Here is a 25,557-nt window from a genome sequence, read left to right as displayed (position 1 = left end):
ATGGGACCCACTCCTGGACCGCCTGGCTCACTGAGCGACGCTTTCGAGCACGCGTCGTGCGGCCTCATCACCGCGGCGACTGACGGGACCATCGTGCGTGTGAATGCCACGTTTTGTCGTTGGTTGGGTCTTGAAGCCTCGGATTTGGTCAATCGTCGGCGCGTGCAGGATCTTCTGACGATGGGCGGCAAAGTTTTTCACCAGACTCACTGGGCGCCGCTACTGCAGATGCAAGGTTCGGTCGCAGAAGTCAAACTTGAATTTCGTCATCGCGATGGACACAAGGTGCCGATGCTGATCAATGCATCCCGAAGGACGCTTGAGAATGGCCAGATTGATGACCTGGCCTGCATAGTCGTGCACGACCGTCATAAATATGAACGCGAGCTTCTGCGCGCTCGCAGGCAGGCCGAGGACGCTCTTGAAGCAAAGAGTAGGGCAGAACATGCCCTGCTCCTGGCGAATCGCCACAAGGACGAGTTCTTGGCTACGCTTGCTCATGAACTGCGTAATTCATTGGCACCGGTTCATGCGGCTGTAAGGCTTCTCGCCACTAATACGGTCTCTGCGCAACAAGCCGAATGGTGCCGCGGCGTTCTGGACCGCCAGGTCACGCAGCTCGCTAGGCTTGTCGATGACCTTCTGGATATTTCTCGTGTTGCGGAGGGCAAGCTTGAGTTGCGCCTGGAGCGCGTCGATATTGCTGCGGCAGTTCATGGTGCGCTCGAAGCCGCAAGTGAGCTCATTCGAGCGAAGTCTCACCAGCTCACGACGAAACTTCCGAGCTCATCGGTATATGTCGAAGCAGACCCGACCCGACTCACTCAGATCATCCTGAACCTCCTTAACAACGCTGCCAAATACACGCCGGCTGGAGGAAGGATCGAAGTCGAAGCGTGGCGTGATGATGGCGAAATAGCGGTCACCGTACGAGATTCGGGCATCGGCATCGCGTCCGAGAGCCTCTCGACGGTGTTTAGCATGTTTTCACAGCTGCCATCAGCCCGCTCACATGCACAAGGCGGCCTTGGTATCGGGTTGTCTCTTGTGCGAGCGTTGACTGAACAACAAGGTGGAAGGGTGACGGCGGCAAGCGCGGGCGTGGGGCTAGGCAGCGAATTCACGATCTTCTTGCCGCTCGCTCCGGTTCAATCCAACGAGCAGGACGGCGAAGAGTGGCAACCGCCCACCGACCGAAAACAGCGCCGCGTTTTGATCGTCGATGACAGTGAAGACGCAGCGGTTAGCCTTTCGATGCTGCTTGAAACCGACGGACACGTGACCGCAACTGCAAGTAGCGGCCAGGCTGCTTTGCGGTCAGTGTCCGAATTTGGAGCCGATGTTCTGCTCATCGATATTGGCCTGCCGGACATATCCGGTTATGAAGTCGCCCGACAGCTACGGCTCGCGTCTCCGAGCGAAACTCTCTTGCTGATCGCGCTCACCGGCTGGAGCCAGGAAGCGGACCGTCAGGCGGCATTCGATGCTGGCTTTGACCATCATTTGGCGAAACCAGTCGATTATGATCGTCTACTCGCGCTGCTGGCGTAAATCGGGACCGACTGTTGCTTAGGAGAAGTGAGCCGCGCGGTCCACCGTAATAGCAGGAAGTATCACATGCCGAAAATCTTGCTCGTCGACGATGAACTGGCGATAGTTGAAGTGCTCTCGATGATTCTCGACGACGCCAAATATGAAACGAGAGTTGCGCTTGATGGAATTGCCGCCCTTGCAATCGTCGACGGCTGGCTGCCAGACGTCATCATTTCTGACTGGCAAATGCCGAAGATGAACGGCGAGGAGCTACTCAACCATCTTAAATCGAATGACCGACTTCGCAAAATTCCGGTAATCGCAATTAGCGCAACACCTCCTGTTTCGGAATTGCGATTGGCCGCCTTGCTACAAAAACCTTTTGCCGTGGAAAAGTTGCTGCGCTTGATTTCAAAAACAGTCGGCTAACGAAGGTGCGGTTCTTTGACGCCTGTACTGTTCAAGAACGGCAAGTACGATTTGGAGTTCACGGTAAAACCGCTTGTGCTCCGTGAAAACGCACATGACGTGCCTCGGATAGGCGATCTTGCGGGCAACAAAATTGCATGGGGATGCTAAGTTCAAATGGCCTCTGGGAAACACCTTTCGACGAAGGCATTCCCGTGTCTGCTCGATTAAACCGTTATTGCGATGAGGCGCGGTACCGGGACCGGTTTAAGCTGTTTAAGCGACTCATTCGCGTGGCTCTTTTCGTTGCTCAATTGCTTCCAGAACGGCATCCGGATTGGTCGCCGCCTGCAGCGTTTCCGCATGTTGGTCGTGCCGGTCAGGTACGTTGAGGGAGATCGCGTCGAAGCTCTTCAAGCGTATGCGGTCCTTCAAGGACGCCCTAGCAATGGACGAGTGATTCTCTGTTTGGTCGCAGCGTATCTGCCAGACGTACATCTCGATCTTCATGCGAACAATGCTGTAGTAGCCGGGATCGGCGATCAGGATCATGCGCTTTATCGCAAACGGCTGACCTTCTAGTACCGATGATTCTTTGGGCCTCTGGGCAAACGTAGGGGCAACGCAACCGTGATCGATGGTGTGCGCGCGGACACCGCTCGTTCAACCGTCACAGCACCCTGCACGACCGGCACAAATGGTGATGGCACGTCGGGCGCGTGAGTCCGCAAGGCCGGCAGCGTGACATCAAGCGATGCCCTGTCTGCCGGCCTCAGTTCCTTCTCCGCGGAATTCTGCGCCGCATGTGTCTTCTGGCGCGTGATCCACTCGCGCGACAGATTCGGCTTCTGGCCGCCTTCCATCGCCGTACGCGCTATCGAAATGCCGGACGTCGTGCGCAGCTGGACCAGTTCCTCGTGGGCTTGGAGATCGTATTTCCTGCGACCATCTCGCTTCGCGCCGACTACCAGACGGCTACGCAAATCTCGATCTTCTGTCACGTCCTCTCATCCCAGCTGTCGACGTGGCCAGGTAGCATCAAAGAATCACTCGTCCGTTGCTAGGGCGTCCCTGAAGGACCGCATACTTTTTGACTGTGATTTTATGGTGAGGCTGACGTGGGTCTGTTCGCCAGACGATCCTGCGCGCGTATGCTCGCTCAAGCTTCTAGAGTGGTCCCATCCGCTGCGCTCGGCTGTCAACGAAATTTGCCGTGCTCCAGCGCGCTCGCCACCTGCCTGGTGTATTCCGAATGCTATTCCGTCTGCGTTCACTGCGCCATATCGGACTGGATTGCTAGAGCAATCTCATTCGCCACCGACGCGACGGCTCGACTGTATGCATTGACCAGCGCGCCGTAGCCAGGACCGCTTGTCGTGTCGCTAACCACTGTACGTCCTTCAACCGCATTCCGCTTTGGTGGGCGGATTGACCAGATCGCAGCCAGCCTTACAGAACCGCTGGCCGATGAATCAAAGCTCTGAACATCGACCGATGCTCTGTATGCCTTGTCGTTCAGACGCTGGGGATAGACCGACACAATGGAACCAGGCATGAGCTGTGTAAGATCCGCAGCCAGCACGCGTGCGATCTGACTCTTTAGCGGGTCGGCCCAACGAGCGAACTCATCGATAGTCACGCGGTTCGCATCGATGGCGGAGACGATCTGTGGCCTGTCGACCAGGCCCGGAACCGTAACCGGACCGATCGCGACCACAACCGGCTTAGTACCCGGGGGCATTTCTGCAACCTTAACGGGACTCAACGTGTACAACCTGGCCGTCGGTGACGTAGCGCACCCTGCGACGAGGGCCGACACGATCATGGCAGAAGCTAAGGTTAAATGGCGGCTCATGGTTTGTCGTCGGTTTTGCCTCGGATCAACGCTTCTGGGTGACGTTCGAGATATTCCGTCAGCGTACGGATCGAGTTCGCGGCTTGCGAAACCTCATGCATGGTTTCGGCCGCGCCCTGCTGCAATGGAGAGTCGCTTTGCAACGTGAAGTTTGCCGACGTGAGTGCCTCCCGGGCCGCGGCGAGTGTTGCCTTGGCGTCAGGAGCAATTTCCGTACTGACTGTGTTCAACAGGATGTCTGCGTCGCTCAGCGTTTTGCGCAGGTCCTTGCTGATCCCATCGAACGGAATCGCATTGAGCTTCGCTACCAGGCTTGTAATGGACTCCTGCAAGCCCTGCAGGTCGCCTGTTACCGTCGGCAACTGGGGCGTCTTCCTGCTCCAGTCAACTTCCGCCTTTGGCGCGGCGGGGAAGAAGTCGATCGCTATATACAACTGTCCGGTGAGAAGACTCCCTGTCCTCAGTTGTGCCCGCATCCCCTTCGCGACAAGATAGTCCGCGAAGTGCTTTCGCTCCGCCCCGGTGCCGCCCAGATTGCCTTGCCAGTTATCACGCGAAATCAGGCGCTCGGGATATAGATTCACGTCGACAGGAATACTGAACTCCCGAGTAACCGGGTCGAAGTGCGCGTGAATCGCCGATACCTCGCCAATGACGATGCCCCGGAAGTCGACAGGTGCACCCACAGTCAATCCACGCACCGACTCCTTGAAGTTCAGCACATATTCATCGACAATCGCGTCATGCGACCTCATCGCCTCGGCGCGAGTTGCGAAAAGTTCGTACTGGTGCTGCGCATCCGATTCGGTCGTTGAGGTCGTCTCTGGCGGGGTTTCGAATGCAAGACCACCGATCAGCATCGACACCATGGATTCAGTATTGATCTTCACACCGCTTGTGTCCAGGGTCACGTCCACACCGCTCGCGTGCCAGAAGCGGGTGTCGTTCGTTACGTACTTATCGTAAGGCGCATTGATAAAGACATGTATTGTCATGCCTGCGCCGTCAGGGTCAAGTGCATACGAGACGACCTGGCCGACCTGCAGTCGCCGGAAGAATAGCGGTGAGCCTATATCGAGCGAGCCGATGTTGCCGCTTTTTAGCACGAATTCCCGCCCCGGTGTGCCGGAGGCGAGTACCGGGGGCGACTCGAGACCGACGAAGTCGCGCCGCACCTGTCTCGATGTGCCGATGTCCATACCGATGTGAGAGCCGGATAGAAATGTGCTGATGCCCGACACCGTGCCTCCGGAGATACGCGGCCGTACGACCCAGAAGCGGGTATCGCCGACAAGCATGCTGGCGACGCCGCGAGACATTTCGGCACGGGCGAGCACTGTCTTATGATCGTCGGACAGCGCAAGACTTTTGATCACGCCAACGTCGACGTTCTTGAACTTGATCTTCGTCTTGCCAGCCTCGATGCCTTCTCCTGTAGTGAAACTAATGGTGATGGTTGGGCCCTTCTGCATGATCGACTGCACGGCGAGGCCGCCTGCAATCAGGATCGCCACGAGCGGCACGAGCCACACGGCCTGCACGCGCCAGCTCGACGGTTTCACAGTCGATGTTTCCGGAAAGCCGGCCGCGTCGCTGTTCTCTTTCTGCTCCGACAATTTATTCAACTTCCAGCTCCACTGGATCCCATATGAGCCGGGGATCGAACGACAGTGCTGCGAACATGGTCAGCACGACTACTGATCCGAATGCGATGGCCCCTGGACCTGCATCGATCGTTGCAACCGAACCGAACTGGACCAGCGCAACAAGGATCGTAATGACGTAGATGTCGAGCATCGACCAGCGGCCGACAAGTTCCAGCAAACGGTAGATGCGCGTTCGTTTGCGGGGGATGACAGGCGAGCGCAACTGCGTACTCCAGGCGAGATAAGCGAGCGAAAGGATCTTGAGCATGGGTACCACGATGCTGGCAATGAAGACAATAACGGCAAGCGCCCACGACCCGGAGTTCCAGAGAAAGACGACGCCGCTCAGGATCGTGTCCGACTGGGTACCAAATAAAGTGCTAGTGACCATGACCGGCAGGAGAACGGCTGGGATGTAGAGGATCATCGCAGCCAGCAGAAACGCCCAGGTACGTGGCAGACTTTGTGGGTTGCGCAGATGTAATACCGCGCCGCAGCGTGGGCAGATGCCGCCATGCGCGTGTGCAAGCGGCTTTGACACCAGGCTGCAGTCATGACACACGAGCAGACCGACGCGGGCCGCAGTCGGAGGCGCCGCACTTTCCTCGGGCAAGCCTGACGCAGCGTCGACGTCCGACACGCTATCGAGACGCGCCCAGATATCCGCCGCATTGAAGGAAGCATTTGCTGCGGTGACCAGCACCATAACCGCGCCGAATGCCCACAGAGCGACACCGGGTACAACGGTCGCGAGGTGCACGAGTTTGACGAGCGCGACCAGCATGGCGAGCATGAGCACTTCGATCATTCCCCAGGGTGCAACATGCCTGAGTACTCGCAAAATGAACTCGGGGTGCCGGGGCAACCGGCCTAGATGGAGCGGCAAAAGCAGACAGATCACTGCCAGGATGTTCAGCGACGGCATCACGACAGTCGTCACGTAGACAAGGCCCGCTAAAGGCCACATGCCGTCGCCCCACAGAGATGAGACCACTCCGAACAGCGTTGTTTCAACGAATGCGCCATTGACCCAGAGTCCGACAATGGAAAAGCAGTTGGCGACTACAAACAGGACCGCCGCGGTCACTGTCAAGGCGAGGCCGCGGTCGTATGTTGCCGGAAGGCACCGGTGGAGGACTGCATTGCAACGCCGGCAGCGCGCGACGCCACGTCCGGATAGGGATAGTAGGGGCTTCCGGTGGAGCAGGTCGCAGTCGTGACACGCGATAAGTTTGCTTTCGTTCATCTTTGATATCCGGTTTCTCTTGCGCAACTCACCACGGACGGTCCACATAAGTCGGCAAGGCTAGCACTGCAATAAGCACGTGTAAACCGTACGGACGGTTTGTTCCTCAGCCAGATCTGTAACACGGATGTGGCGCCCCTATCGGTGTTCACCGCTGATGTCACTTCTGCGCGCGGCGAATCGAGCCTCACTCCGCGGACACATTCCGTCAAATATCGGTCAGCACGACATCAATCGCCTTCTCTGCGGTAAATCTCCAAGCGGGTCTTTTATCCATATCTTGATATACAGACGTCATGCCGCGCACGGTGCCGGCGGGGCGGCTCGCGGAGCAGGACGGTTAAATGGTAGCGTGTAAATCATGAATATACAAACCGGATAGACGGTTTACAGAGAACAAAAACGATGCTACTGTCCGGTCTCATCGGTTCCGCCCAGAACAATGGGCCCTCCCGGCTCGAAATGATCCTAAAGGAATGCAAAGTGTTCAGAAGAAACGTCGTCCCGCTTCTTGTCGCCGCTGTGGCGGTGCTAACCCTGTCTGCGTGTGCCGGTGTGCAGCCCGTCCCCTACACGGGCATTTCCTCTTCCTCAAAGTTGCAGCAGAATCTCGATGACGATTCAGGCAAGGTGCCCTACAAATACGCTTCCCCCGTGGTCTGGTCGCGATATACGCAGGTTCTGCTCGACCCGGTCGTCGTGTACCAGGGGAGCGACAACCAGTTCGGCGACGTGAAGAACGCGGACCGGGACGAGCTTGCCGGTTACATGGAGAAAACGTTCTCCAAAGAATTGGCAACACGATTCCAGCTCGCGAAGCAGCCCGGGCCTGATACGCTGCGCGTCAAGCTGACATTGACCGGCGCGGAAAGGACAAAGCCACTGGTCGGGCAGTTTATGCATTTCGACCTGGCGGGCAATCTCTACAACGGCGTGCAGGCAGTGCGGGGCGGCCAGGGAGCATTCAGTGGCTCGGTTTCCTACGCGGTGGAGGTCTATGACAGCAGCAACGGGCGACTGCTGAAGGCCTATGTTTCGAAGCAGTATCCAAATGCGATGAACCTGCCGGCCGCGTTCGGGTCGCTGGGTGCTGCAAAGACCGGCCTCGACAAGGGCGCTGCCGCACTGGTTGCTCAGCTTCACTAGGGAACCCACGGCGTTGTGTCAGCAGAGGCGCGGTCTGGCGCGCCGTGCGTACGTCGTAATCGCCGGAATTCGCCGCACAGATGGCGACTGTCCTGGACTTCCGCAGAGGTTATTCATGCCCGCTCTAGTCGACTTCGTTGTCTCGTCTGTTCCTCCGCCTCTGATTGGTGGCGGTGGTGTTTGCGACCGCTTATGTGGTGATAGGGATTCCGGTCCATTTTCGACGCGGTGCAGTCGCCAGGGATGTGTTGGGCACGCTGGCAGGCGTTTTCTGTGCCTTTATATACATCGCGCTCGTGGTCGGTGCCCGTTCAGGTGGTCATGGTGCCTCACGATGATGAGCCCGGTCGTTGAGATCCGGTTGTCCAGTCCGCGTATTCAACGAAGGGGAAGAGGTAAGACGGGCTTTCGACCCGTGATGATTCTGTCGATCTCACGTTATACGTTCTGAGTGACGCGGGTGCTGGCATTCGGAGCAGCGGCGCTAATGCTGCCGAAGACGAGCGGGACGGGAAACGAGGGATCGCGCACCAGTTTCTTGATCGGCTTGACGCTGAGGGTACTACTTATAGCGGGATGATGGTTTCGAGACATTCACGCGCGCGTATCTTGCCGCACGGGCGCGGGAGTCGACTGAAGCGCAGTTCATGCGTATGGCGCAGCTAATGACGGCCCGGGCGACTGTCCATCAGCCGCGAGACGGCAGGTTGCTCTCGGAGGAGAGCAATTGCGAGATCCTGAATTTCAGAATGTCATCCGCAAGATAGATTCGATTAAGGCGAAGCGGATCAGGCATGAAGCAGAGCCTTCCGAAATGGCATCGTTGAACCGAGAACTGGCCACGGGACACGTGCTGTCATGCTTCCCTAACTGGTTCTGTGACCGCGATCGATTGTTTGATCGACTACGCGCGGATACACGGGGACCCCTGGCGGAGGAGCCCATCTGGCGCGTGACTGGATGGAGGCATTGATCCCGCGTGTGGCGCGACCGGAACGTCAGGCCAGGCCTTGGCAGGCGATGCATCTTTTATTCACGCAGTGCTCCGTCGTGAGTGTTTAGTTTTCCTGCAAGTGCACTGTACGCGCACCGGATCAAATGCATTGATTTACGTCTCTCGTCCTGGTCGAGATACGCGACTTACTTTCTTCTCTCATGGGGGAAATTTTAATGAAACACCTTGTTTGTACAGCATGCGTCGTTCTGCAGCTCGGACTGGGCGGCTGTGGTTTCGCTGCATCTCCGTGCCGCGTTGCGTCGGCGGGTATCAAGATCGTTCCGGTGGTGGGACATTTAGCGGCGGTACCCGCGGATACCTGCGCAACGGTCATTGATCCGTGATCGATTGAACCACTCCGGAGGTGGGCTGGCCTTGGCGATCGATGGTTGGTTTCGTCACAATCGACCGGTCACCACTTCGTGAAGGACCGCGAACAGGCGGCGGACAGCTTTCGCGATGCGGACCGCAAGCCGCGACGCGGCGCGTGTCATGGCACAGACTCCGATTGGTGGTTTGCGGTCCGGACCGGTGTCGTGCATGCAGTGCTCGGGCGACTGCCCTCATGTGCCCGAGTCGGCCGAATGTCCAGTATCCGCTTTGTTGAGACAAGAACGTATCATGGAAAACCTTATATGTAAACCGTCTAGACGGTCGGATTAGGAACATGGAAATGTCGTAGAATGCTGTCTTCGTGCCCGATGTCCCGGTTCAACCCCCCGCCGTCTCCGGTGAGCCGGGCGATGAGATCGCACAACTCGTGCAATGCACAGGGGCGGCTGGCGAAGAGCGTTACGCGCTCGGGTTATGTGTTGTGGGCAGCTCTTTGAATAGCAATGGACAATCACACTCGTTCGGAAATAACACGCAAGAAAGCGATCGAAGCTGCACTGGCGATACTTGCCCGTGACGGTATCGCTGGTTTGACATTTGATGCATTGGCGCAAGAAAGCGGGATCAGCAAGGGCGGGCTGTTGCACCAGTTTCACACCAAGAGCGGAATTCTCGAAGCGCTAGCTGAACATCATCGTCACCATTTTGAGGAAGTTGCAAAGAAATACCTCGCCAAAGAGGGCTCATTGAAGGCGGAGCAGACCCTTGCCGCCCAGATTGCGATTTACCGCGAATCGGCCAATCAGCCTCATTCTGTTGCACGGGCTGTGCTCGCAACACTGATCGCGAGCCCGAACTCGGACCTTCTGGAGCGCCTTCGGGCAATTGATGAAGAAACGTTGAAGAATATTGAAGCAGAGGCTTTGGATCGTGATTTTTCATTGATTCGTCTGTTGGCCGCCAGCGGCCTCGCGTATTCGACGTTACTCGGCATGTCTTCACTAACCCGGAAAGACCGTCAACGGCTGTTTGACAGATTGCTCGATGATGACGCCTGGAAAGCTCTGGCCGCAAAGCCCACCGTGAAGAAGCGTTCCGGCGCCTGAGATATTCATTCGGTGAGCGGCGGATCTGCGTTGGTTGTGGCGCATCATTCTGTCGGGCTTGATCCATTCGATTGCATGGATCGCACCAAGGTCACCCCAGTTGGTTCTAGCGACTCGGGAGCGACCCAAGCGGTATTTTCGGGGCAGCCCAGCTATGCGCGTAGTTGCTGGATCTTCTGTCATGCGAGCGCGTCGAGCAATGTAACGCCCTACGTCGGCACTATCCAGTCGGGCTGCAACATCGCGACTTCCGCCGAGACCGTCGCACGACAGGGCGAGTTTCTGTGGATCGATCGTTGGTCCATCGGTCCAGATATTCTCTGCGATGCTCAAAGAGTATGGCGAACTGGCCAGCGCTGCGCCGACGCAATGAGTGCAGCGTGGCAAGAGGCGAGAGTCTGAAGGGCGGGCTGGAAAACTAAGCCCCTGGTTAGCCCACGCGATGGACGTGTTCGACCGTTTCGCTGCCGTCAGCACGATCTGCGCGCACGACGCCATTCGGCTTTTGCAACGACTTGACCTTCGACCATTACCGCGTCGTGCGCTACGCGTCCGCACGCGTCGATGCAGTCATGGAAGCAGGCGTTGTGATGGCGCACGCGCGGCGTCAGCTCGACACGCCGGCACCTCCAAGCGCGGGAACCTCGTGAGAATGGGCGGCGACGTATTGGGCCTTCTATATCGAGCGCGGCGTGGTGCCTTCGACGCGCTTCCTAACGTTGCGCTCGCGCGACGAATGCCGGTTCGCGATTCGGCCGGAATGCCCGAAAGCCTAACCCAGCGTGCTACGAGCGGTTCTTTGCGTCGGCTTTTCCGATATCGGGCCCGGTGAAATCATCCTCGCCCGCGATATCCGCGCGGATAGCCGGTTGACGGGAGCGAAAGCGGCGCACATCCTTAGAGGATATTGTATCCAAAAAGGGCATCTGATGGAATTGGTCAACCCGTCGTTGGAGGAGGTCCCGCGCTGGCGTTTAAGGTCCTGACATCCAATGGTATGGCGGCAAGCCATGCCGAAGCGATCGCCAAGGTCATCACGGCGGGCCAGCACGCTCGCGATTCTCGCGCTGCTCAATCTGCTCATCTATGCCCTCCATCGCGACGGCGAAAATGTCCCGGCGGCACTGCGTCAGCGTGCGAACGAACACCTGAGCGTCAATGAAGAACGCCGGCTATTACTGGGCAAGAAGTTTGTGAAGGAGCACAATGAACTGCGGGACCTGCTTCAGGAAGACGCTTATCGCAGGCAACTAAATGGCGCGTACACTTCTTTGCCGCGCGCTGGAGTTGCTCGCGAATGTGCTTGCCGTCCCATCATCGCCGGATCGGCGCACGGCCATCCGGATCATTCGCGTGCTCTTGTCTCATCCGCTCTGGCACGTGACGGAGAGCGTGTCGGCAGCGCTGTCTGAAATCGTAACGAGCGCGGACGAGAACCGGCCGCTCCTCATGGAACTGCTGAAAGACCCGTGGTGGCGCGTACGGTACGGCGCGCTCGACGCGAGCTTCAACATCGGCAACGACGACCGCTTCGCGTCGTTTCGACAGGCGCTCGTACATCTTACGAAGGCAAAAGAATCACATTCCCGCGTGCTGGGCCTGTGCGGCGACGACTTCCTGGGCTGGATTCGCGACGGCGCCAACGATGATGACACACGCCGGCGCATTCTCGCCGATCCAGAAATTCGCAAGAGGCGCAAGGCTGGGTCCAGACGGCGGACGATTCATGGCTACTCGAATACGTATATCTACTCTTCAGCTATCTGCATAAGGCAAATCTATCGTTCAGCAAGCTGTTGCCACCCGAGGTCAAATGGTCACCTTATCTCCGAGGCGCGCCGGCTTTTTGGACGTGCGGTCACTCGGAATTTGTCGCGCGGATCGAGCAGATTCCCGTGAAATCGACCAAGCCCGCTAAAGCGGCTTGAGGCTGCGCGTTTCGCACATTCCTGACAAGCCCGGCCGCCATGATCGGTCTGCGCTGCGATCCCAAGGCAGATCGAACGGGATACGGACTTTGACATAATTAACATTATCAGTTTTTTATTAGTTGTCCGAATGAAGCACGTCTTTGTGGGCACGATCCCGCCGAAGGTGCAGCGGCCAGTGAATGATCATCTGCAGACCGCGCCGCGCACTTCGAACGTGTGGCCGTCCCAGCCAAATATGGTTGTGACGATTGCTTGGTTCGAAAACCCGCTCGCCGGTTTCAAAATGGGGCTTCCGCCATCGCCAGGAGTTTCGGCATGACAAGCGCCTGCTCTTTCTCTGCGATCCGCGACCGATGCTGTCGCTGACTCACCTGTATCCAGCCTATCCATGTCCTTGACTTCCGACGCAATCCGCTTCATCGACGCGCTCACACTGCGAAACTGGCTGAACGACGGCGACGAAATCGCCCTGCTCGATGTGCGCGAGTCCGGTCGCTTCGGCGAGGGACATCCGTTTTTCGCCATCCCGCTGCCGTACAGCCGACTCGAACTCGACGCGCCGCGCCTGCTGCCGCGCAAGAACGTGCGCATCGCGCTCGTCGATGATGGAGCACATGGAACGGAGGACGCGGACGATGGCTTTGAGCAAGCGTTGATCGCATGGCGCGCCGCCACGCGCCTGCGCGAACTAGGATTTGGCGACATCGCCATTCTCGACGACGGCGTCGAAGCGTGGCGCGCGGCCGGCTACACGCTGTTTCGCGGCGTCAACGTGCCGTCGAAGACTTTCGGGGAACTGGTCGAGCATGCTTACGGCACGCCGAGAATCAGCCCGGCGCAGTTGCAGCGGTGGCGCATCGAGCGCGGCGGCTGTCCGCTCGCGCTGATCGATGGCCGCACGCGCGAGGAACATCGAAAGATGGCCATTCCCGGCTCGGTCTGCGTGCCCAACGGCGAACTCGCGGCCTGGGTCGACGCCTTCGCGGGCGCACCGGACACTACACTCGTGATCCACTGTGCGGGCCGTACGCGCAGCATCATCGGCGCGCAGACGTTGATCAATCTTGGCATCCGCCGTGAAGTGTTCGCACTGGAAAACGGCACGCAGGGCTGGACGCTCGCGGGCTTCGCGCTCGAGCACGGCAGCACGCGCAGCTATGCGGACGTGTTGTCCCCCGGTCCTGGCGGGCCGGAGCGCAAGGACGCGCGCAACCGCGCGCAGGCGCTGGCGGAACGCTTCGGCGTGCGCACGCTCGACGAGGCCGCCGCGCTCGAATGGCGAGACGACCCGCATCGTACGACTTATCTTCTCGATATACGCACGCCCGAAGAATTCGCTCGCGATGGCCTGCCAACCGCGGCTCACGCGCCCGGCGGCCAGCTCATTCAGGCGAACGATCAGACGGTCGCCGCCGTGCGGCGCGCGCGGCTGCTGCTGATCGACCACGACGGCATTCGCGCTCCTGTCGTCGCGCATTGGCTCGTGCAACTCGGCTTCGAAACCGCGCTGGTCGATGCAGCGACCGCTACGCGCTGGCACTCACTGAACCACGCACCTACGAGTCCGGCCGTCTCGCCGTTCGCTGCGCCGCTCGCCTCGAATGCCGTCGTGCTCGACTTGCGTCCGAGCGCGGCGTATCAGGACGGCCGCCCCACCGGTTCGCACTGGACCATCCGACCGCGCGTGTCCGAGACGCTGCGTCAGGCGCATGCCGATCGCGATACGCCGGTCGTGCTGTTCGCCGATCGGGCCAGCCGCGATGCCGCATCGCTCGTTGCGGGAGATCTGCGTGACGCCGGTTTCGAAAACGTGACGAGCGCATTCGATGGACTGGACGCATGGGAACGGGCAGGCTTGCCCGTCGAACGATTCGCGATCGTTCTGCCGCGCGAGGCGCGGATCGATTATCTGTTCTTCGTGCACGACCGTCACGATGGCAACCTCGATGCGGCGCGCGCCTACCTCGAATGTGAGACCGGCCTGATTGCCCAATGCGAGCCGGATGAACTGAGCGTTTTCCGCATCGGCCATGCCGCCGTTCGAAACGACCAGCCGGAGGCCGAAGCGCGCGCCGGGAAATGAGTCTTCGCTTACGGCCGCAGATCGGACAAGCTGTTCACTTGATCTGAAGCACCGCCTGCCGGACATCGATGCGACGCGGAATGACCTTGGTTTCGAAAGCGAGATTCGCCGAATCCTGCTGCGCGTTCAGCACGTCGTCAGCAATCGGATAGCTCACGCCCCATTCGAGACGCGAGATAGCGCGGTCCCAGACTTCCGGCGGCACGCCCGTGTTGCCCGAAAGGAACCGCGCGGTGTCCTGAGGATGCGCCAGGCTTTCCCTGGTTTGACGATCCAACTGATCGAACAGCAGGCGTAGCGCGGCGGGATATTCCTGCGCGAAACTCCGCGTGGAAATGTAGAAACCGTATTGCGGCACCGACAGTTCGCCGATGGTCAGAATGGTCCGCGCGCCCGTGCTCAGCTCGGTGTCCGCATAACGCGGATCGGGCACGGCCCACGCGTCGACGAAGCCGCGCTCGAAAGCCGAACGCGCATCGCCATAGGACAGGTAAGCGAACTCAGCCGAGTCCGGGTCCATATGCGCGTCCCGCATTGCCTTCAGCACGAACAGGTGACCTTGCGAGCCCTTGGCAAAGGCGATTTTCTTGCCCTTCAGATCGTGCAGGTCCTTTACCGGTTAATCCTTCGGCACAACGATCGCATAGCTCTTCACGAGCTTCGGCGCGTTGGCCACATAGACGACAGCAGGCGCTGCGCCGGCCTGCGCCATGATAGGCGGAGTCGAACCGACCGTGCCGACATCGACATCGCCGGCATTGATGGCTTCGACGAGCGGCGCGCCGTACACGAATTCGTGCCACGTCACTTTCACATGATGCGGCGCGAACGCCTGCTCCAGTTTGCCCGATGCCCGCAGCGCCACCGGCCCGTCACCTTTCTGGATACCGATGCGTATCTGAGTGGGATAGCCATCGTCCGCGTGCGCGGTGCACACAAGCGCAAAGAGCCCCGCCGCGAGCATAGGTTTGAGCAATCGTTTGAGAAATCGGACCATCATCAGGAAGCGAAATGAGGATTGACGGGACGCGCAAGACCGTAATGGCCGCGCAAAGTAGACGCTTCGTATTCGCGCCGGAACAGACCGCGCTTCTGCAGGATAGGCACGACTTGTTCGGTGAACACGTCGAACTGCGCGGGCAACACGGGCGGCATGACATTGAAGCCATCGGCGGCGCGGCTCTCGGTCCAGTCCGCGATCACGTCGGCGATCTGCTCGGGCGTGCCGGACAAGGTGAAATGCCCGCGCGCCGCCGCGAGCTTGCGCAGCAGGCCGCGCAATGTCGGCCGCTCGCGTGCGACCAGCTGCGTGATGACCGCCGCGCGGCTTTGCGCCGCCTGCACCGTGGCCGGGTCGGGGAAGTCATCGACGGATAGCGGCTGGTCGAGCGGCAGCGCCGAAAAATCGTGGCCGCCGAAACGGTTCGACAGACGCCCCAGCCCGACGCTCACATCGGTTAGGGAATCGAGTTCATCCAGCAGTGCGCTCGCTTCGGCTTCGGTCGATCCGATCGCGGCGCTGATTCCCGGCAGGATCACGATGTCCTCTTCCCTGCGGCCCAGCGCCTTCGCGCCGGCCTTCAGTTCGGCGTAGAAGTCGATTGCCGACTGTTTGGTCAGATGCGCGGTGAACACCGCTTCTGCATAACGCGCGGCAAACGCCTTGCCGGTCGCTGACGATCCGGCTTGCACCAGCACCGGATGCCCCTGCGGCGGACGAGGCAGATTCAACGGCCCGGCCACGCGATGAAACTGGCCCTCGTAGCCGATGCGCCGCACGCGGGCCGGATCGAGAAAGCGGCCGCCCGCCGGGTCATCGACGATGGCGTCGTCGGCCCAGCTATCCCACAACTGCGTGACGACTTCGAGAAACTCGTGCGCACGCGCATAACGTTCGGCGTGCTCGATCTGCTGCGTATAACCGAAGTTCGGCCCGGCACCGCCGACCCACGAAGTGACGATATTCCAGCCGATGCGTCCGCGCGAAATATGATCCAGCGAAGCGAACTGGCGCGCCAGATTGAACGGCTCGGTATAGGTGGTCGATGCCGTGGCGATCAGCCCGATCCGCGACGTCGCCTGCGAGAGTGCCGCAAGCGTGGTGACCGGTTCCAGCGCGCCCGAGGCGACAAACTGTGCGCCGTCGCCGAGTGCCAGCGCGTCCGCGAAGAAGATCGAATCGAACCGGCTTTGTTCGGCTTTCACCGCGAGCTCGCGGCAATAGTCGATATCCGTCAGCGCGTGGCGTGTGGCGCCGGGATGACGCCAGCCAGCTTCGTGATGTCCGCGTCCGTGAACGAAGAGATTCAGATGCAGTGATCGGGGCATGGTGAGGTCTTGTGTGGTTCGTCGATACGGGAGAACGGCGGCATCAGCATACAAACCAGCGGCCAAAAGCCAAACCAACGAATCGATCTAACAATTCCGGGAATGGCGCAGAAGCGGCCCGGCACGTGTTATCAGCGCAGTGCGATTGGTTAGCTTGATCCATCGTTTCGCTGCGCGTTCTGGCGTTGATAGCATCGCGCGTTCACTCATCCCAACACTTGCTCACATGTTCGATTCACATCGCTCATCTGTCTTATGGTCAGGAAAGCTGATCGCCCTCGCGCTCGCGTGCTGCGCGCTCGCCCCGACGCTCGTCCGGGCTGCGGATGATCACTACCCTGCGCGTCGGATTCGTTCCTGGCCCCTACGCGGACGAATTCCGGCAAGGCGTCGAGCCTCAACTCGTCCGAAAGGGTTACACGGTGCGCTACGTCGAATTCAGCACGGGGCTTGAAGCGAATCAGGCCGTCTATCGGGGCGAGATTGTGGCGGATGTCATGCAGCACAGCATCTACCTCAAGTCCTACAACGACCACAACGGAACCGATCTGGTGGGCGTGGTTCAGGTGCCCACGCCGCCGATGGGCCTGTTTTCGAACAAGCACCGCGCGCTGTCGGAGGTCAGGAAAGGCGCGACCGTCGCCGGCCCAACGATCCGGTCAATCTCGAACGTGCGCTCAAGATCCTTCAGCGCATCGGCGGGATCCGCATTCGTCCGAACCCGAATCCCGTCGATGTCACGGAACGCGACGTGATCGGCAATACGGCGGGCATCCGGCTGGTGCCGCTGGAATCGGCGCAGGCGCCGCGCGCGCTCAAAGATGTCGATTTCGCGGCCATTCAGGGCAACATCGAGGTATCGAGCAGACACGCGCTGCCGAGCACGCTCGCGCGCGAACAGATGAGCTCTCCCTACGTGAATCACGTGGTGGTGAAGGCCGCGAATCAGCATTCGAAGCAGACTGAGGATATCGTCGCAGCGTATCGCTCGGATGCTTGCCGGCAGGCGATCACCGGCAACCATGCATATGACGGATTCCGCCTGTCCGACTATTTTCCGCACTGAAGTCGCACCGAAGCGAATCGGCGCGCGATCCACACCGCGCGCCTGCCTGGTTCAATCGTGCACTTTCGGGAATCCGTGCCGCTCCGCGAGCAGCGCAAGAATACGGCCCGTGTCCGTGACGAAGCGCTTCTCGCCCAGCGTTTGCGCGTCGTCCGGCGCGGGATATTCGGTGCCCAGCACCAGCACGGGCAGGCTCTGATGCTCCTCGCTCAGGGCTTCGACGGCGGCGCGGCGCGGACGCCCGAACGGCACGCGGCGGATATCGAGCCGGCTGGTCCGCGCGGTATCGCTCGCCAGCAATCCTTCGATGGGCGCGCCGTCCGGACAGATGAAGACTTCGCCCGGGCGCTTCGGATCGGTGAAGCCCGGTTCCAGCAGAATCAGCAAATCGCGTTGGGTCATGATGGTGGCGTTCGTGGTTGAGACCGCACTAGCGTAGTCACGACGCGCATCGATGGAAACAATTTGCATCTGATATTGAAATCAGATGTGCGAATGAGGACCACATCGTGCATCCGCCGGCGCTTTCGTTCGAGTTGGCGGCGCATCAAGGCGCGAGCGCTATCGAATAACGTTAGCTGAATTACTTTGTTCTTGTGCGATATATCGCTCGCTAGACTACGCGCTGCCGGCCGCTCGCCGGTCCATCGCGGTACAGATATGCCGCTTTCTCCCGGAGTCTCCACTTGTCCCGTATCGAACCATCGCGTCCTCCGATCATTGTCGGAATTGGCGGCACCACGCGCGCTGAATCGTCGACCGAACGCGCGCTCGGGTTTGCGCTGAAGGGCGCTCAAGAGGCCGGCGCGCAAGTGCGCTTGTTCGGTGGGGCTTTCGTGCACGGACTGCCGCATTACGCGCCCGAGGCCTCGGGACTGACCGATGCACAGCGAGAACTGATCGAAGCCGTCCGCTCGGCCGACGCACTGATCATTGCCACACCGGGCTATCACGGCGGCATTTCCGGCATGGTCAAGAACGCGCTCGACACGCTGGAAGAATTGCGTGACGACACACGTCCCTATCTCGACGGCCGCGCGGTGGGCGCGATCGTGACTGCTTACGGCTGGCAAGCCGCGGGCACGGTGCTCACGTCCCTGCGTTCGATCGTGCATGCGCTGCGCGGATGGCCGACGCCCTTCGGCGCCGCAGTCAATACGCTGGAAACGCGCTTCGAAAGTGCCGACTCCTGCTCGGACCCGAAAGTCAGCGAACAACTGCTGACGGTGGGTCGGCAGGCGTCGGCATTCGCGCTGGCCTTCAGCGCGCGCTGAGCGCGCCGTATCAGTCCGCTGACGCTTCCGCACCCGCCTTGCGATAGAGGCGATGCGCGAACGCCGCATCATCGAAGTCAGCGGGAACCTGACCGTTCATGCGGGCCTCGTGTGCATCGAGATCGTCGATGAACAAATCCTGACTGATGCGCCGCACGACTGCCGGAATGTCTCGCTTCATGCACGGCACGTCACCCACCGGCACGCCGCGGCTCACAAAGCCCGCCGGATTGAATACATGGATGTTGCGCAGAAACGGCGCCTCGCCCGGCTGCTTCTCCACGTATTCGAGCGCATCGCCGAGATAGGGATGCGCGCCGAGCGCGTCGTCCTGCTCATCCGGCGATGGCGTGTAGCGACCGCGCCAAAGCAGCACATGATCGGCGATGCGGGCGAGTTCAGGCCGCGCGTGGAGATCGACGGCATAGCCGGTGCCGGCAATCACGAAGTCGAAGTCGAACGCACCGTCACCGGTGCGAGCATGCACGCGATCGCCCTTGACCCCGGCTTCGTGCCACGGTGCGCCCAGATGCAGATGAAAGTTGGCGTGACGCGCGACGCGCTCGACGGCGTCGGCGGGGGCGGTGGAACCGGCGCGCCGGAAGCGCAGCGCCTGCCGCCAGCGCACCGCGTCGGGCAGCGACGGGAAGTTGTCGTACGCGCCGGGGTAGGCACGCGCCCGGCTGACTGGAACCGCCGGCAGGTCGGCACGGCGCACGAACAGATGCACGTCGCGTGCGCCGGCTTCGAGCGCGGTCGCGGCGGCATCAAAAGCCGAGGCCGCCCCGCCGATCACCGCGACGGACTTGCCCGCGAGCGCGGCGAAATCGATGGCATCCGACGTATGCGCGAGATGCGTCGCCGGCAGCGCCTGGAGCGGCGGCGCGATATTCGGCCGTCCATTGCCCCACACGCCGTTGCCGAGAATGATCTTGCGCGCCGTCTCCACGCGATGTTCGACACCGCTTGCCGTGCGCACCATGAGATGCAGCCGGAAGTGCGCGCCTTCCGGCTCGATCAGCGTAAGCGTGGTGCCGTAACGAACCTGAATGCCAAGGAAGGTGCGATACCAGTCGAGATATTCAGCCCACTGAGTGCGTCCGATCCGCTCGATATCCGCATACGAGGCCTCACCGTGCCGCGCTTCGTGCCACGCCTGAAAGCTCAACGCGGGCAGTCCGCCTTCCGGCCCCGGCAGAATCTTCGGCGTGCGCAGGCGATTCATGCGCGCGTAATTGGTCCATGATCCCGCTCGCGCTTCGTCGGCTGCGGCATCGATCACACTGACCTGGCCGATGCCCGCGCGCCGCAGCGCAAATGCGAAGGCCGCACCCGTCTGCCCGCCGCCGACGATCAGCACGTTGTGGTCGATTCCCTCTCTCGCCACGACCCAGTTGTCCGGATCGGGGCCGATGAGACGCAGCGTTTCCCGTGCGCCGATATCATGATCGCCTGCTTGGGAAAGTTTCGTATAACTCATGTATGGAAGACTCGTTCAGGCAAGAACATCCGAGAACACGCGCGTCGCAAAGCGATTGCTGTCCGTGCTCGCATTGATGACGCCGACCGTCTTGAGATCGTCGGCGTACAGCGATATTTCCTTCTTGAATGCATCGCCCGTCGGATGATGATGGTGCGTATGGCTGCGCAGCATCGCCGCAAGTTGCGCCACGTTGGCGCTGGGCGCATTCGGCGCGAAGATGGCCGCCGCTTCGTCGGGATGATTGGCGGTCCATTCGGTGGCTTCGAGCAGCGCCTGCGTCAATGCCTGAGCCGTCGCCCGGTCCTTGCGCACCAGTGAGCCCCGCACGCCGAGCACGCAGCACACGCGGTTCGCATACTCGCCGCACAGGTTGTTCGACACCTCGTAGAGATGGTCCGACTCGCGCAGATTCCAGATGGTCGGATCGCCGTCGGCAATGGCCTGCACTTCGCCTTTTTTCAACGCTTCGCCGAGCAGCGGCGCGGGATACTGCCGCCAGTGCACGTCGTTCTCCGGATCGATGTTGATCTTTTTGAAGCTGATCGCGAAGAAATTCTTCGCCGGGCTCGCCATGTCACTCACACCGATGGTGCGCCCTTTCAGACCCTGAAGATCGACGATGCCGGACGACTTCGATGAAAGTACCCGCATACAGCCGCCATGGATGCCAGCGGTCAGCTTCACATCGAAGCCCTGTTCGAGCGGCTTGATCCAGCGCAAGGCCATGCCCACACCCGCATCCGACTTGCCGGTCGCGATGGCTTCCAGCAGTTGATCCGTCGAGCCGGCGAAATTGACCAGTTCGACATCCAGCCCGTGCTTGCGGAAAAAGCCTTCTTTCGCCGCGACCGGCACCGGAGCGGTACAGATGCCGCCCGCGTTCCACGACAGCTTGAGCTGCTTCAGTCCTTCGTCGGCTGCCGCGCGCGTGGCGGGCAGACCGAAACTCCCTCCGGCAAGCGCGAGACCGACCGCGCTCCACGCCGTTTTTGCGAGCCAGGCGCGTCTTGACGGATCTATCAAATCGGGGTGCATCGTATGGTTTCCTTATGAGCTTTCAGGTGTCGAGACCGAGTTGCGCGAGCACTTCGCGCCGCAATGCGACGAGTTTCGGATCGTCGCGATGACGGGGATAGGGCAGATCGTTGCGGACCTCCGTGAGAATGCGCGCCGGACGCGCCGAAAACACGATCACGCGATTGGCGACGTAGAGCGCTTCCTCAACGTCGTGCGTGACGAGCAGCACGGAGAAATTCGCGCGCTGCCACAGGCGCACCAGTTCGCCCTGCATACGAATGCGCGTGAGCGAGTCCAGTTTGCCGAACGGCTCGTCGAGCACCAGCAGGCGCGGATCGTTGACGAGCGCGCGCGCCAGCGCCGCGCGCTGCGCCATGCCGCCAGAAAGTTGATGCGGATGCGCATCCGCGAAGGCGGACAAACCGACCAGTTCCAGCGCCGCGTCGATGCGCGCACCCGCCTCGCGGCGCGTGCCTTGCGCCTGCGGCCCCAGACCGACGTTCTCGCGCACCGTGCGCCACGGAAACAGCGTCGGGTCCTGAAAGACCACGACTCGTGACGGATCGGGACCGGTGATCGGCGCACCGTCATCGTGCAGCGTGCCTTCGAGCGGTTGATCGAGGCCCGCGACGAGCCGCAGCAAGGTGGACTTGCCGCATCCGCTTGGGCCCAGCAGCGCTACGAATTCGCCCGGCTCCACGGACAGACTGATGTCGCTGAGCACGGGCAGCGTTTCGCCCTTGAGCGCAAATGCATGACTGACATGCCTTGCGTCGATGCGCGAGCCCTGCGCTTGCTGTGTTCTGACCGCCGCCGCGCTCACCATTTCAACACTCCCTTTTGCCAGCTCAGCACCCGGTCGCGCACCTTGAACAGCAGCGTGATCAGCCCCGAGCACATCAGCGCCATCACGAGCAGCGCCGCGTACATGTTCGAATACGCGGCCCAGCCCTGCGCCCATTGCAGATACCAGCCGAGTCCGGCCTTCACGCCCATCATCTCTGCAACGATCAGCACTGAGAACGATGCACCCAAGCCCATGAACAGGCCGACGAACACATTCGGCAGCGCGGCCGGAATCGCCACGCGCAAGATGAGAAACGAAGGCTTTGCGCCAAGCGTGCGCGCCACGTCATAGAACGCCTTGTTGACGCCCGCCACGCCCGACCAGGTGAGCACCGTCACGGGGAACGCCGTCGCGAGCGCAATCAGAAAGACACTGGCGGAAAAGCTCGACGGAAAGAAGAAAAAAGCCAGCGGCAGCCATGCGGTTGCCGGCAGCGGTCCGATCAGCCGCAATACCGGATGCAACCAATAGCCCACCGCACGCGACCAGCCGATGGACACACCCGCCGCAAAACCGGTCAATGCGCCGAGCACATAGCCATAAGCGAGCAGAACGAACGAGTTACCGACGCTTGCGGCGAGTCGTGGCAGGTCGTCGAAGAACACCGCAATGAGCGCTTGCGGAGGCGCGAAGAACGGACGAGGCAGCCATTCGAGCTGGGCGGTCGCCGCTTCCCAGGCGGTGATGCCTATGGACAGCGCGAGCAGCCACGGCGCGGCATCGATCCATTTCGATGCAAGCCGCGTACGCGCCACGGTTCCCGCGACAAGCAGCGCACAAGCGATCGCCAGCGCAATTTCGAGAATCAACAGTTCGCGTGTATGGGGCCAGTCGTCGAGTGACGGCCACCACTGGATCAGTGCTGCGCCGCCCAGCCAGCCGAGCGTGGCGAGCGTGGCGAGCGCGGCGATAAAGGTCTTGCGCGACGCGAGCGGCGCATGCGAAGCAGCCTCATGCGTCTGCCCGATGCTGTTCGCATCGAGCGTCTGAGTGCGTGTGGACATAGTGAAAAGATGGAAGGCCGACGAGTGAACCTGCGCAGCGTAGCGATCCGATTAGCGGATGTGAATCAATCAATTGGACTATCGATATGCTTCGGCCGCGCGAATCGTCATGAATGGCGCTCACACGGTCTTCAGATCGCGACCCGAGAAAAACCGATCGTCCGGCACGACATTCAATGCAATCGTCAGCCGGTTGGCATAGTTGAAGAACGCGGATATCTCGAGCACTTCCGTGATGGCCTGGGCGGTGAATCCAAGCGTGCGCAACTCGTGCAGGTCTTCTTCTCTGATACCGCCCGCGTCGGTGCTCAATCGCTCCGAAATCTCCGCGAGCGCGTGCTCTTTCAGTGTGAGGCGGACGTGGTGATAGCCCTGCGCGATACGTTGCGCGCGTACGGTGTCGCCGAGCACGCCCGCCAGCGCCTGGGTGTGATTGAAAACGCAGTAGCTGCACTCATTGACTGCCGACGTGACGACGGCGATCAGTTCCCGTTCTGCCGCGGTCAGATGACTGCGATGCGGATCGAACAGGTGTTCGTAAAACGTCACCAGCCGATATGCCGTGTCCGGATTGATGGACAGTGCCGCGAGCCAGTTCGGCACGAAGCCGTATTGACGGCGGAACTTTGCATAGATCGACGTGACATGCGGCGGCAGGCGTTCCTCGTCGGCGACGCCGAAGCGCGAGACCGGTTCCTGATCCCGCGCGGCGAGGGACGGACCGGATGATGTGGTGTCTGAAACGAGCGTGGACATCGTCGGGCTCTCCCGGAATAAGGGTAAAAGCTCAAGTTAATGCACACGACAAGCCGGGCTTCGACCGATTTTTCATAAGCTATCCGTAGTTTATAAACATCGCATAAGTCGAATAGCTAATCGCAAATCGATATTGGATCGCACGATCGGGCGCGGCGCAGAATCGAGCGCAGCCGCTATGCCTTTTTTCCCCCTTTTTCCCAACGTGGACGGCGATATGACGGAAGTTACAGGCGTCGGAACACGACGATTATTTCCCGTTCTCGCATAAAGGAGTCTCGATGAGCGCCGTACTCGAACCCGCTGTCGCGCGGGCATCCTCTCATGATCCGAGGCATCTGCTGTCCGATGCCTTGCTCGACGTCATCGGCAAGCGTGCAGCGGCCTACGATCGCGAAAACGACTTCTTTTCCGAAGACCTGAGCGACTTGCACGACGCGAATTTTCTGCGCGCGAGCGTGCCGGTCGAGTTCGGCGGACTCGGCCTGACGCTGCCGGAATTGCAACGTGAGCAGGCGCGGCTTGCAGCGCGTGCGCCATCGACGGCGCTGGCGCTGAACATGCATCTGTATTGGGTCGGCGCCGCGCTTCATCTGTACCGGCGCGGCGACCTCTCGGCGCAATGGATTCTGGAGGAAGCGGGCGCGGGCAAGGTGTTCGCGGCCGGTCACGGTGAGCCGGGCAACGATCTGGGTCTCGCGTGGTCATCGGTGAAAGCGACGCCGCTGCCGGATGGCGGATATCGCTTCGATGGCCGAAAGATTTTCACGTCGCTGGCGCCGGCCTGGGACTGGCTCGGCGTGCACGGTATCGATGACACGGACCCCGCCGCACCGAAGATCGTGCATGCGTTCATCCGGCGCGATGCGGCCGGACATCGCACGGTGCAGACGTGGGACGCGCTCGGTTTGCGCGCCACGCGCAGCGACGACACGTTTCTCGAAGGCGCCATCGCGCCACGGGCGGAGGTGCTGAGGGTGCTGCCTGCGGGCATTCCGGACGATCCGTTCGTCGACGGCATTCTGGGCGCCGTGTTGCCCGGTCTGGGCGCGGTCTATTACGGCATCGCCAAACGGGCTTTCGATCTGGCCGTGCAGACTGCGAAGACGCGAAGTTCCCCTGCCATCGGAGGGAAGACGTTTGCGTATAAACCATTGACGCAGCAGGCCGTCGCGCAGGCCGCCATCGAGCTTGCGAGCATCGAGGCGCTGATCGAACGTGCGGCGCAGCGGTGGTGGAACGGGTACAACGAGGATGAATTGTGGATCGCACATTTGCTGGCGGCAAAACAACATGCGGTGGATGGCGCATTGCGCGTGGTGAACCTCGCGTTGAAGATCGCGGGCGCGTCGTCACTGTCGCGCAATGGTGAACTCGAACGGCTGTATCGCGACGTGCGCGCGGGCGCGTTTCATCCGCCTAACGCCGATGCGGCCCATGAGGTCATCGGTCAGGCCTGGCTCGGCGTGCTGGGAAAGGTGTGATCGGACATGCACTG

24 protein-coding genes and 1 pseudogene are annotated in these 25,557 nt (G+C 60.7%); 11 read left to right on the top strand and 14 right to left on the bottom strand.

Annotation, left to right across the window (positions count from 1 at the left end; all coding sequences use genetic code 11):
* Both P9292_RS41980 and P9292_RS41975 read left to right on the top strand, forming a co-directional pair.
* Entirely contained in the window at window positions 1-1,551 is a 1,551-nt protein-coding gene (locus P9292_RS41980; protein WP_309853505.1) for an ATP-binding protein, read from the top strand.
* A 66-nt stretch (window positions 1,552-1,617) separates the two neighbouring features.
* The gene (locus tag P9292_RS41975) at window positions 1,618-1,962 is read left to right on the top strand and encodes a response regulator (RefSeq protein WP_309966041.1); all 345 of its coding nucleotides are present in this window, start codon (window positions 1,618-1,620) and stop codon (window positions 1,960-1,962) included.
* A gap of 264 nt (window positions 1,963-2,226) precedes the next feature.
* Here P9292_RS41975 and P9292_RS41970 read toward each other — a convergent pair whose 3' ends face one another.
* The 5 genes from P9292_RS41970 to P9292_RS41950 all read right to left on the bottom strand — a co-directional run bounded on the left by P9292_RS41970 (window position 2,227) and on the right by P9292_RS41950 (window position 6,688).
* The gene (locus P9292_RS41970; protein WP_309966038.1) at window positions 2,227-2,493 is read right to left on the bottom strand and encodes a hypothetical protein; all 267 of its coding nucleotides are present in this window, start codon (window positions 2,491-2,493) and stop codon (window positions 2,227-2,229) included.
* A gap of 26 nt (window positions 2,494-2,519) precedes the next feature.
* Window positions 2,520-2,942 carry an IS66 family insertion sequence element accessory protein TnpB gene (locus tag P9292_RS41965; protein WP_309966035.1) on the bottom strand — a complete coding sequence of 141 codons (423 nt, stop codon included), beginning with the start codon at window positions 2,940-2,942 and terminating at the stop codon, window positions 2,520-2,522.
* Between the two features lie 269 nt (window positions 2,943-3,211).
* The gene (locus P9292_RS41960) at window positions 3,212-3,766 is read right to left on the bottom strand and encodes a PqiC family protein (RefSeq protein WP_309966522.1); all 555 of its coding nucleotides are present in this window, start codon (window positions 3,764-3,766) and stop codon (window positions 3,212-3,214) included.
* Between the two features lie 26 nt (window positions 3,767-3,792).
* Complete coding sequence (locus P9292_RS41955; RefSeq protein ID WP_409015600.1) at window positions 3,793-5,421, bottom strand: intermembrane transport protein PqiB; 1,629 nt, start codon at window positions 5,419-5,421, stop codon at window positions 3,793-3,795.
* Window positions 5,414-6,688: a paraquat-inducible protein A gene (locus P9292_RS41950; RefSeq protein ID WP_309966032.1), complete on the bottom strand. Its 1,275-nt coding sequence runs from the start codon at window positions 6,686-6,688 to the stop codon at window positions 5,414-5,416. The genes P9292_RS41955 and P9292_RS41950 overlap by 8 nt, the downstream gene beginning before the upstream one ends.
* A 483-nt stretch (window positions 6,689-7,171) precedes the next feature.
* Between P9292_RS41950 and P9292_RS41945 the strand changes: the two genes are divergently transcribed.
* From P9292_RS41945 to P9292_RS41920, 6 genes are all read left to right on the top strand, one after another.
* On the top strand, window positions 7,172-7,834 hold the full coding sequence (locus tag P9292_RS41945; RefSeq protein WP_309966030.1) for a DUF3313 domain-containing protein: 663 nt from the start codon (window positions 7,172-7,174) through the stop codon (window positions 7,832-7,834).
* A 1,170-nt stretch (window positions 7,835-9,004) separates the two neighbouring features.
* Entirely contained in the window at window positions 9,005-9,175 is a 171-nt protein-coding gene (locus P9292_RS41940) for a DUF6726 family protein (protein ID WP_309966027.1), read from the top strand.
* 492 nt (window positions 9,176-9,667) lie between these two features.
* Window positions 9,668-10,270 (top strand): TetR family transcriptional regulator, encoded by a 603-nt coding sequence (locus P9292_RS41935; RefSeq protein WP_309966024.1) that lies wholly within the window; start codon window positions 9,668-9,670, stop codon window positions 10,268-10,270.
* Window positions 10,271-11,280: 1,010 nt separating this feature from the next.
* A complete protein-coding gene (locus P9292_RS41930; protein WP_309966021.1) occupies window positions 11,281-11,682 on the top strand; it encodes a hypothetical protein in 402 nt (133 codons plus the stop codon).
* A gap of 37 nt (window positions 11,683-11,719) precedes the next feature.
* Complete coding sequence (locus tag P9292_RS41925) at window positions 11,720-12,169, top strand: hypothetical protein (protein ID WP_309966018.1); 450 nt, start codon at window positions 11,720-11,722, stop codon at window positions 12,167-12,169.
* A gap of 420 nt (window positions 12,170-12,589) precedes the next feature.
* The gene (locus tag P9292_RS41920) at window positions 12,590-14,284 is read left to right on the top strand and encodes a rhodanese-like domain-containing protein (protein ID WP_309966016.1); all 1,695 of its coding nucleotides are present in this window, start codon (window positions 12,590-12,592) and stop codon (window positions 14,282-14,284) included.
* Between the two features lie 34 nt (window positions 14,285-14,318).
* Here the strand turns inward: P9292_RS41920 and P9292_RS41915 are convergent, their stop codons facing one another.
* From P9292_RS41915 to P9292_RS41905, 3 genes are read right to left on the bottom strand one after another with little or no spacing between them, the layout of a single operon-like run.
* Window positions 14,319-14,891, bottom strand: a complete 573-nt coding sequence (locus tag P9292_RS41915) for an ABC transporter substrate-binding protein (protein WP_309966517.1) — start codon at window positions 14,889-14,891, stop codon at window positions 14,319-14,321.
* 12 nt (window positions 14,892-14,903) lie between these two features.
* Window positions 14,904-15,260 (bottom strand): hypothetical protein, encoded by a 357-nt coding sequence (locus tag P9292_RS41910; RefSeq protein ID WP_309966013.1) that lies wholly within the window; start codon window positions 15,258-15,260, stop codon window positions 14,904-14,906.
* Between the two features lie 23 nt (window positions 15,261-15,283).
* Complete coding sequence (locus P9292_RS41905) at window positions 15,284-16,612, bottom strand: LLM class flavin-dependent oxidoreductase (protein ID WP_309966011.1); 1,329 nt, start codon at window positions 16,610-16,612, stop codon at window positions 15,284-15,286.
* Between the two features lie 326 nt (window positions 16,613-16,938).
* On the opposite strand from P9292_RS41905, the pseudogene P9292_RS43470 reads away from it, so the two are divergent.
* Window positions 16,939-17,678: pseudogene (locus P9292_RS43470) on the top strand (MetQ/NlpA family ABC transporter substrate-binding protein).
* Window positions 17,679-17,729: 51 nt separating this feature from the next.
* Here P9292_RS43470 and P9292_RS41890 read toward each other — a convergent pair.
* A complete protein-coding gene (locus P9292_RS41890; RefSeq protein ID WP_309966006.1) occupies window positions 17,730-18,080 on the bottom strand; it encodes a DUF3088 domain-containing protein in 351 nt (116 codons plus the stop codon).
* A gap of 284 nt (window positions 18,081-18,364) precedes the next feature.
* Between P9292_RS41890 and P9292_RS41885 the strand changes: the two genes are divergently transcribed.
* Window positions 18,365-18,952 carry an NAD(P)H-dependent oxidoreductase gene (locus P9292_RS41885; RefSeq protein ID WP_309966003.1) on the top strand — a complete coding sequence of 196 codons (588 nt, stop codon included), beginning with the start codon at window positions 18,365-18,367 and terminating at the stop codon, window positions 18,950-18,952.
* Window positions 18,953-18,962: 10 nt separating this feature from the next.
* Here P9292_RS41885 and P9292_RS41880 read toward each other — a convergent pair whose 3' ends face one another.
* The 5 genes from P9292_RS41880 to P9292_RS41860 all read right to left on the bottom strand — a co-directional run bounded on the left by P9292_RS41880 (window position 18,963) and on the right by P9292_RS41860 (window position 24,059).
* Window positions 18,963-20,432: an NAD(P)-binding domain-containing protein gene (locus tag P9292_RS41880; protein ID WP_309966000.1), complete on the bottom strand. Its 1,470-nt coding sequence runs from the start codon at window positions 20,430-20,432 to the stop codon at window positions 18,963-18,965.
* A gap of 15 nt (window positions 20,433-20,447) precedes the next feature.
* Window positions 20,448-21,470, bottom strand: a complete 1,023-nt coding sequence (locus P9292_RS41875; RefSeq protein WP_309965996.1) for an ABC transporter substrate-binding protein — start codon at window positions 21,468-21,470, stop codon at window positions 20,448-20,450.
* Window positions 21,471-21,492: 22 nt separating this feature from the next.
* Window positions 21,493-22,278, bottom strand: a complete 786-nt coding sequence (locus P9292_RS41870) for an ABC transporter ATP-binding protein (protein WP_250487851.1) — start codon at window positions 22,276-22,278, stop codon at window positions 21,493-21,495.
* Window positions 22,272-23,303, bottom strand: coding sequence for an ABC transporter permease subunit (locus P9292_RS41865; protein ID WP_309965992.1), 1,032 nt, complete (start codon window positions 23,301-23,303; stop codon window positions 22,272-22,274). The genes P9292_RS41870 and P9292_RS41865 overlap by 7 nt, the downstream gene beginning before the upstream one ends.
* Window positions 23,304-23,423: 120 nt before the next feature.
* Window positions 23,424-24,059, bottom strand: a complete 636-nt coding sequence (locus P9292_RS41860) for a peroxidase-related enzyme (RefSeq protein WP_309965990.1) — start codon at window positions 24,057-24,059, stop codon at window positions 23,424-23,426.
* A 281-nt stretch (window positions 24,060-24,340) separates the two neighbouring features.
* Between P9292_RS41860 and P9292_RS41855 the strand changes: the two genes are divergently transcribed.
* Window positions 24,341-25,543: an acyl-CoA dehydrogenase family protein gene (locus P9292_RS41855; protein ID WP_309965988.1), complete on the top strand. Its 1,203-nt coding sequence runs from the start codon at window positions 24,341-24,343 to the stop codon at window positions 25,541-25,543.
* Window positions 25,544-25,557: the final 14 nt, after the last annotated feature.

It is taken from the genome of Caballeronia sp. LZ001, assembly GCF_031450875.1.
GTDB lineage: Bacteria > Pseudomonadota > Gammaproteobacteria > Burkholderiales > Burkholderiaceae > Caballeronia.
This window is presented reverse-complemented; position numbering and strand designations above follow the sequence as displayed.

Coding starts and splice junctions, on each gene's coding strand:
- P9292_RS41905 (WP_309966011.1), bottom strand. CDS start 16,612: ATGCCCCGATCACTGCATCTGAATCTCTTCGTTCACGGACGCGGACAT.
- P9292_RS41935 (WP_309966024.1), top strand. CDS start 9,668: ATGGACAATCACACTCGTTCGGAAATAACACGCAAGAAAGCGATCGAA.
- P9292_RS41950 (WP_309966032.1), bottom strand. CDS start 6,688: ATGAACGAAAGCAAACTTATCGCGTGTCACGACTGCGACCTGCTCCAC.
- P9292_RS41920 (WP_309966016.1), top strand. CDS start 12,590: ATGTCCTTGACTTCCGACGCAATCCGCTTCATCGACGCGCTCACACTG.
- P9292_RS41975 (WP_309966041.1), top strand. CDS start 1,618: ATGCCGAAAATCTTGCTCGTCGACGATGAACTGGCGATAGTTGAAGTG.
- P9292_RS41860 (WP_309965990.1), bottom strand. CDS start 24,059: ATGTCCACGCTCGTTTCAGACACCACATCATCCGGTCCGTCCCTCGCC.
- P9292_RS41960 (WP_309966522.1), bottom strand. CDS start 3,766: ATGATCGTGTCGGCCCTCGTCGCAGGGTGCGCTACGTCACCGACGGCC.
- P9292_RS41855 (WP_309965988.1), top strand. CDS start 24,341: ATGAGCGCCGTACTCGAACCCGCTGTCGCGCGGGCATCCTCTCATGAT.
- P9292_RS41875 (WP_309965996.1), bottom strand. CDS start 21,470: ATGCACCCCGATTTGATAGATCCGTCAAGACGCGCCTGGCTCGCAAAA.
- P9292_RS41865 (WP_309965992.1), bottom strand. CDS start 23,303: ATGTCCACACGCACTCAGACGCTCGATGCGAACAGCATCGGGCAGACG.
- P9292_RS41890 (WP_309966006.1), bottom strand. CDS start 18,080: ATGACCCAACGCGATTTGCTGATTCTGCTGGAACCGGGCTTCACCGAT.
- P9292_RS41980 (WP_309853505.1), top strand. CDS start 1: ATGGGACCCACTCCTGGACCGCCTGGCTCACTGAGCGACGCTTTCGAG.
- P9292_RS41970 (WP_309966038.1), bottom strand. CDS start 2,493: ATGATCCTGATCGCCGATCCCGGCTACTACAGCATTGTTCGCATGAAG.
- P9292_RS41925 (WP_309966018.1), top strand. CDS start 11,720: ATGGAACTGCTGAAAGACCCGTGGTGGCGCGTACGGTACGGCGCGCTC.
- P9292_RS41940 (WP_309966027.1), top strand. CDS start 9,005: ATGAAACACCTTGTTTGTACAGCATGCGTCGTTCTGCAGCTCGGACTG.
- P9292_RS41870 (WP_250487851.1), bottom strand. CDS start 22,278: ATGGTGAGCGCGGCGGCGGTCAGAACACAGCAAGCGCAGGGCTCGCGC.
- P9292_RS41880 (WP_309966000.1), bottom strand. CDS start 20,432: ATGAGTTATACGAAACTTTCCCAAGCAGGCGATCATGATATCGGCGCA.
- P9292_RS41930 (WP_309966021.1), top strand. CDS start 11,281: ATGCCGAAGCGATCGCCAAGGTCATCACGGCGGGCCAGCACGCTCGCG.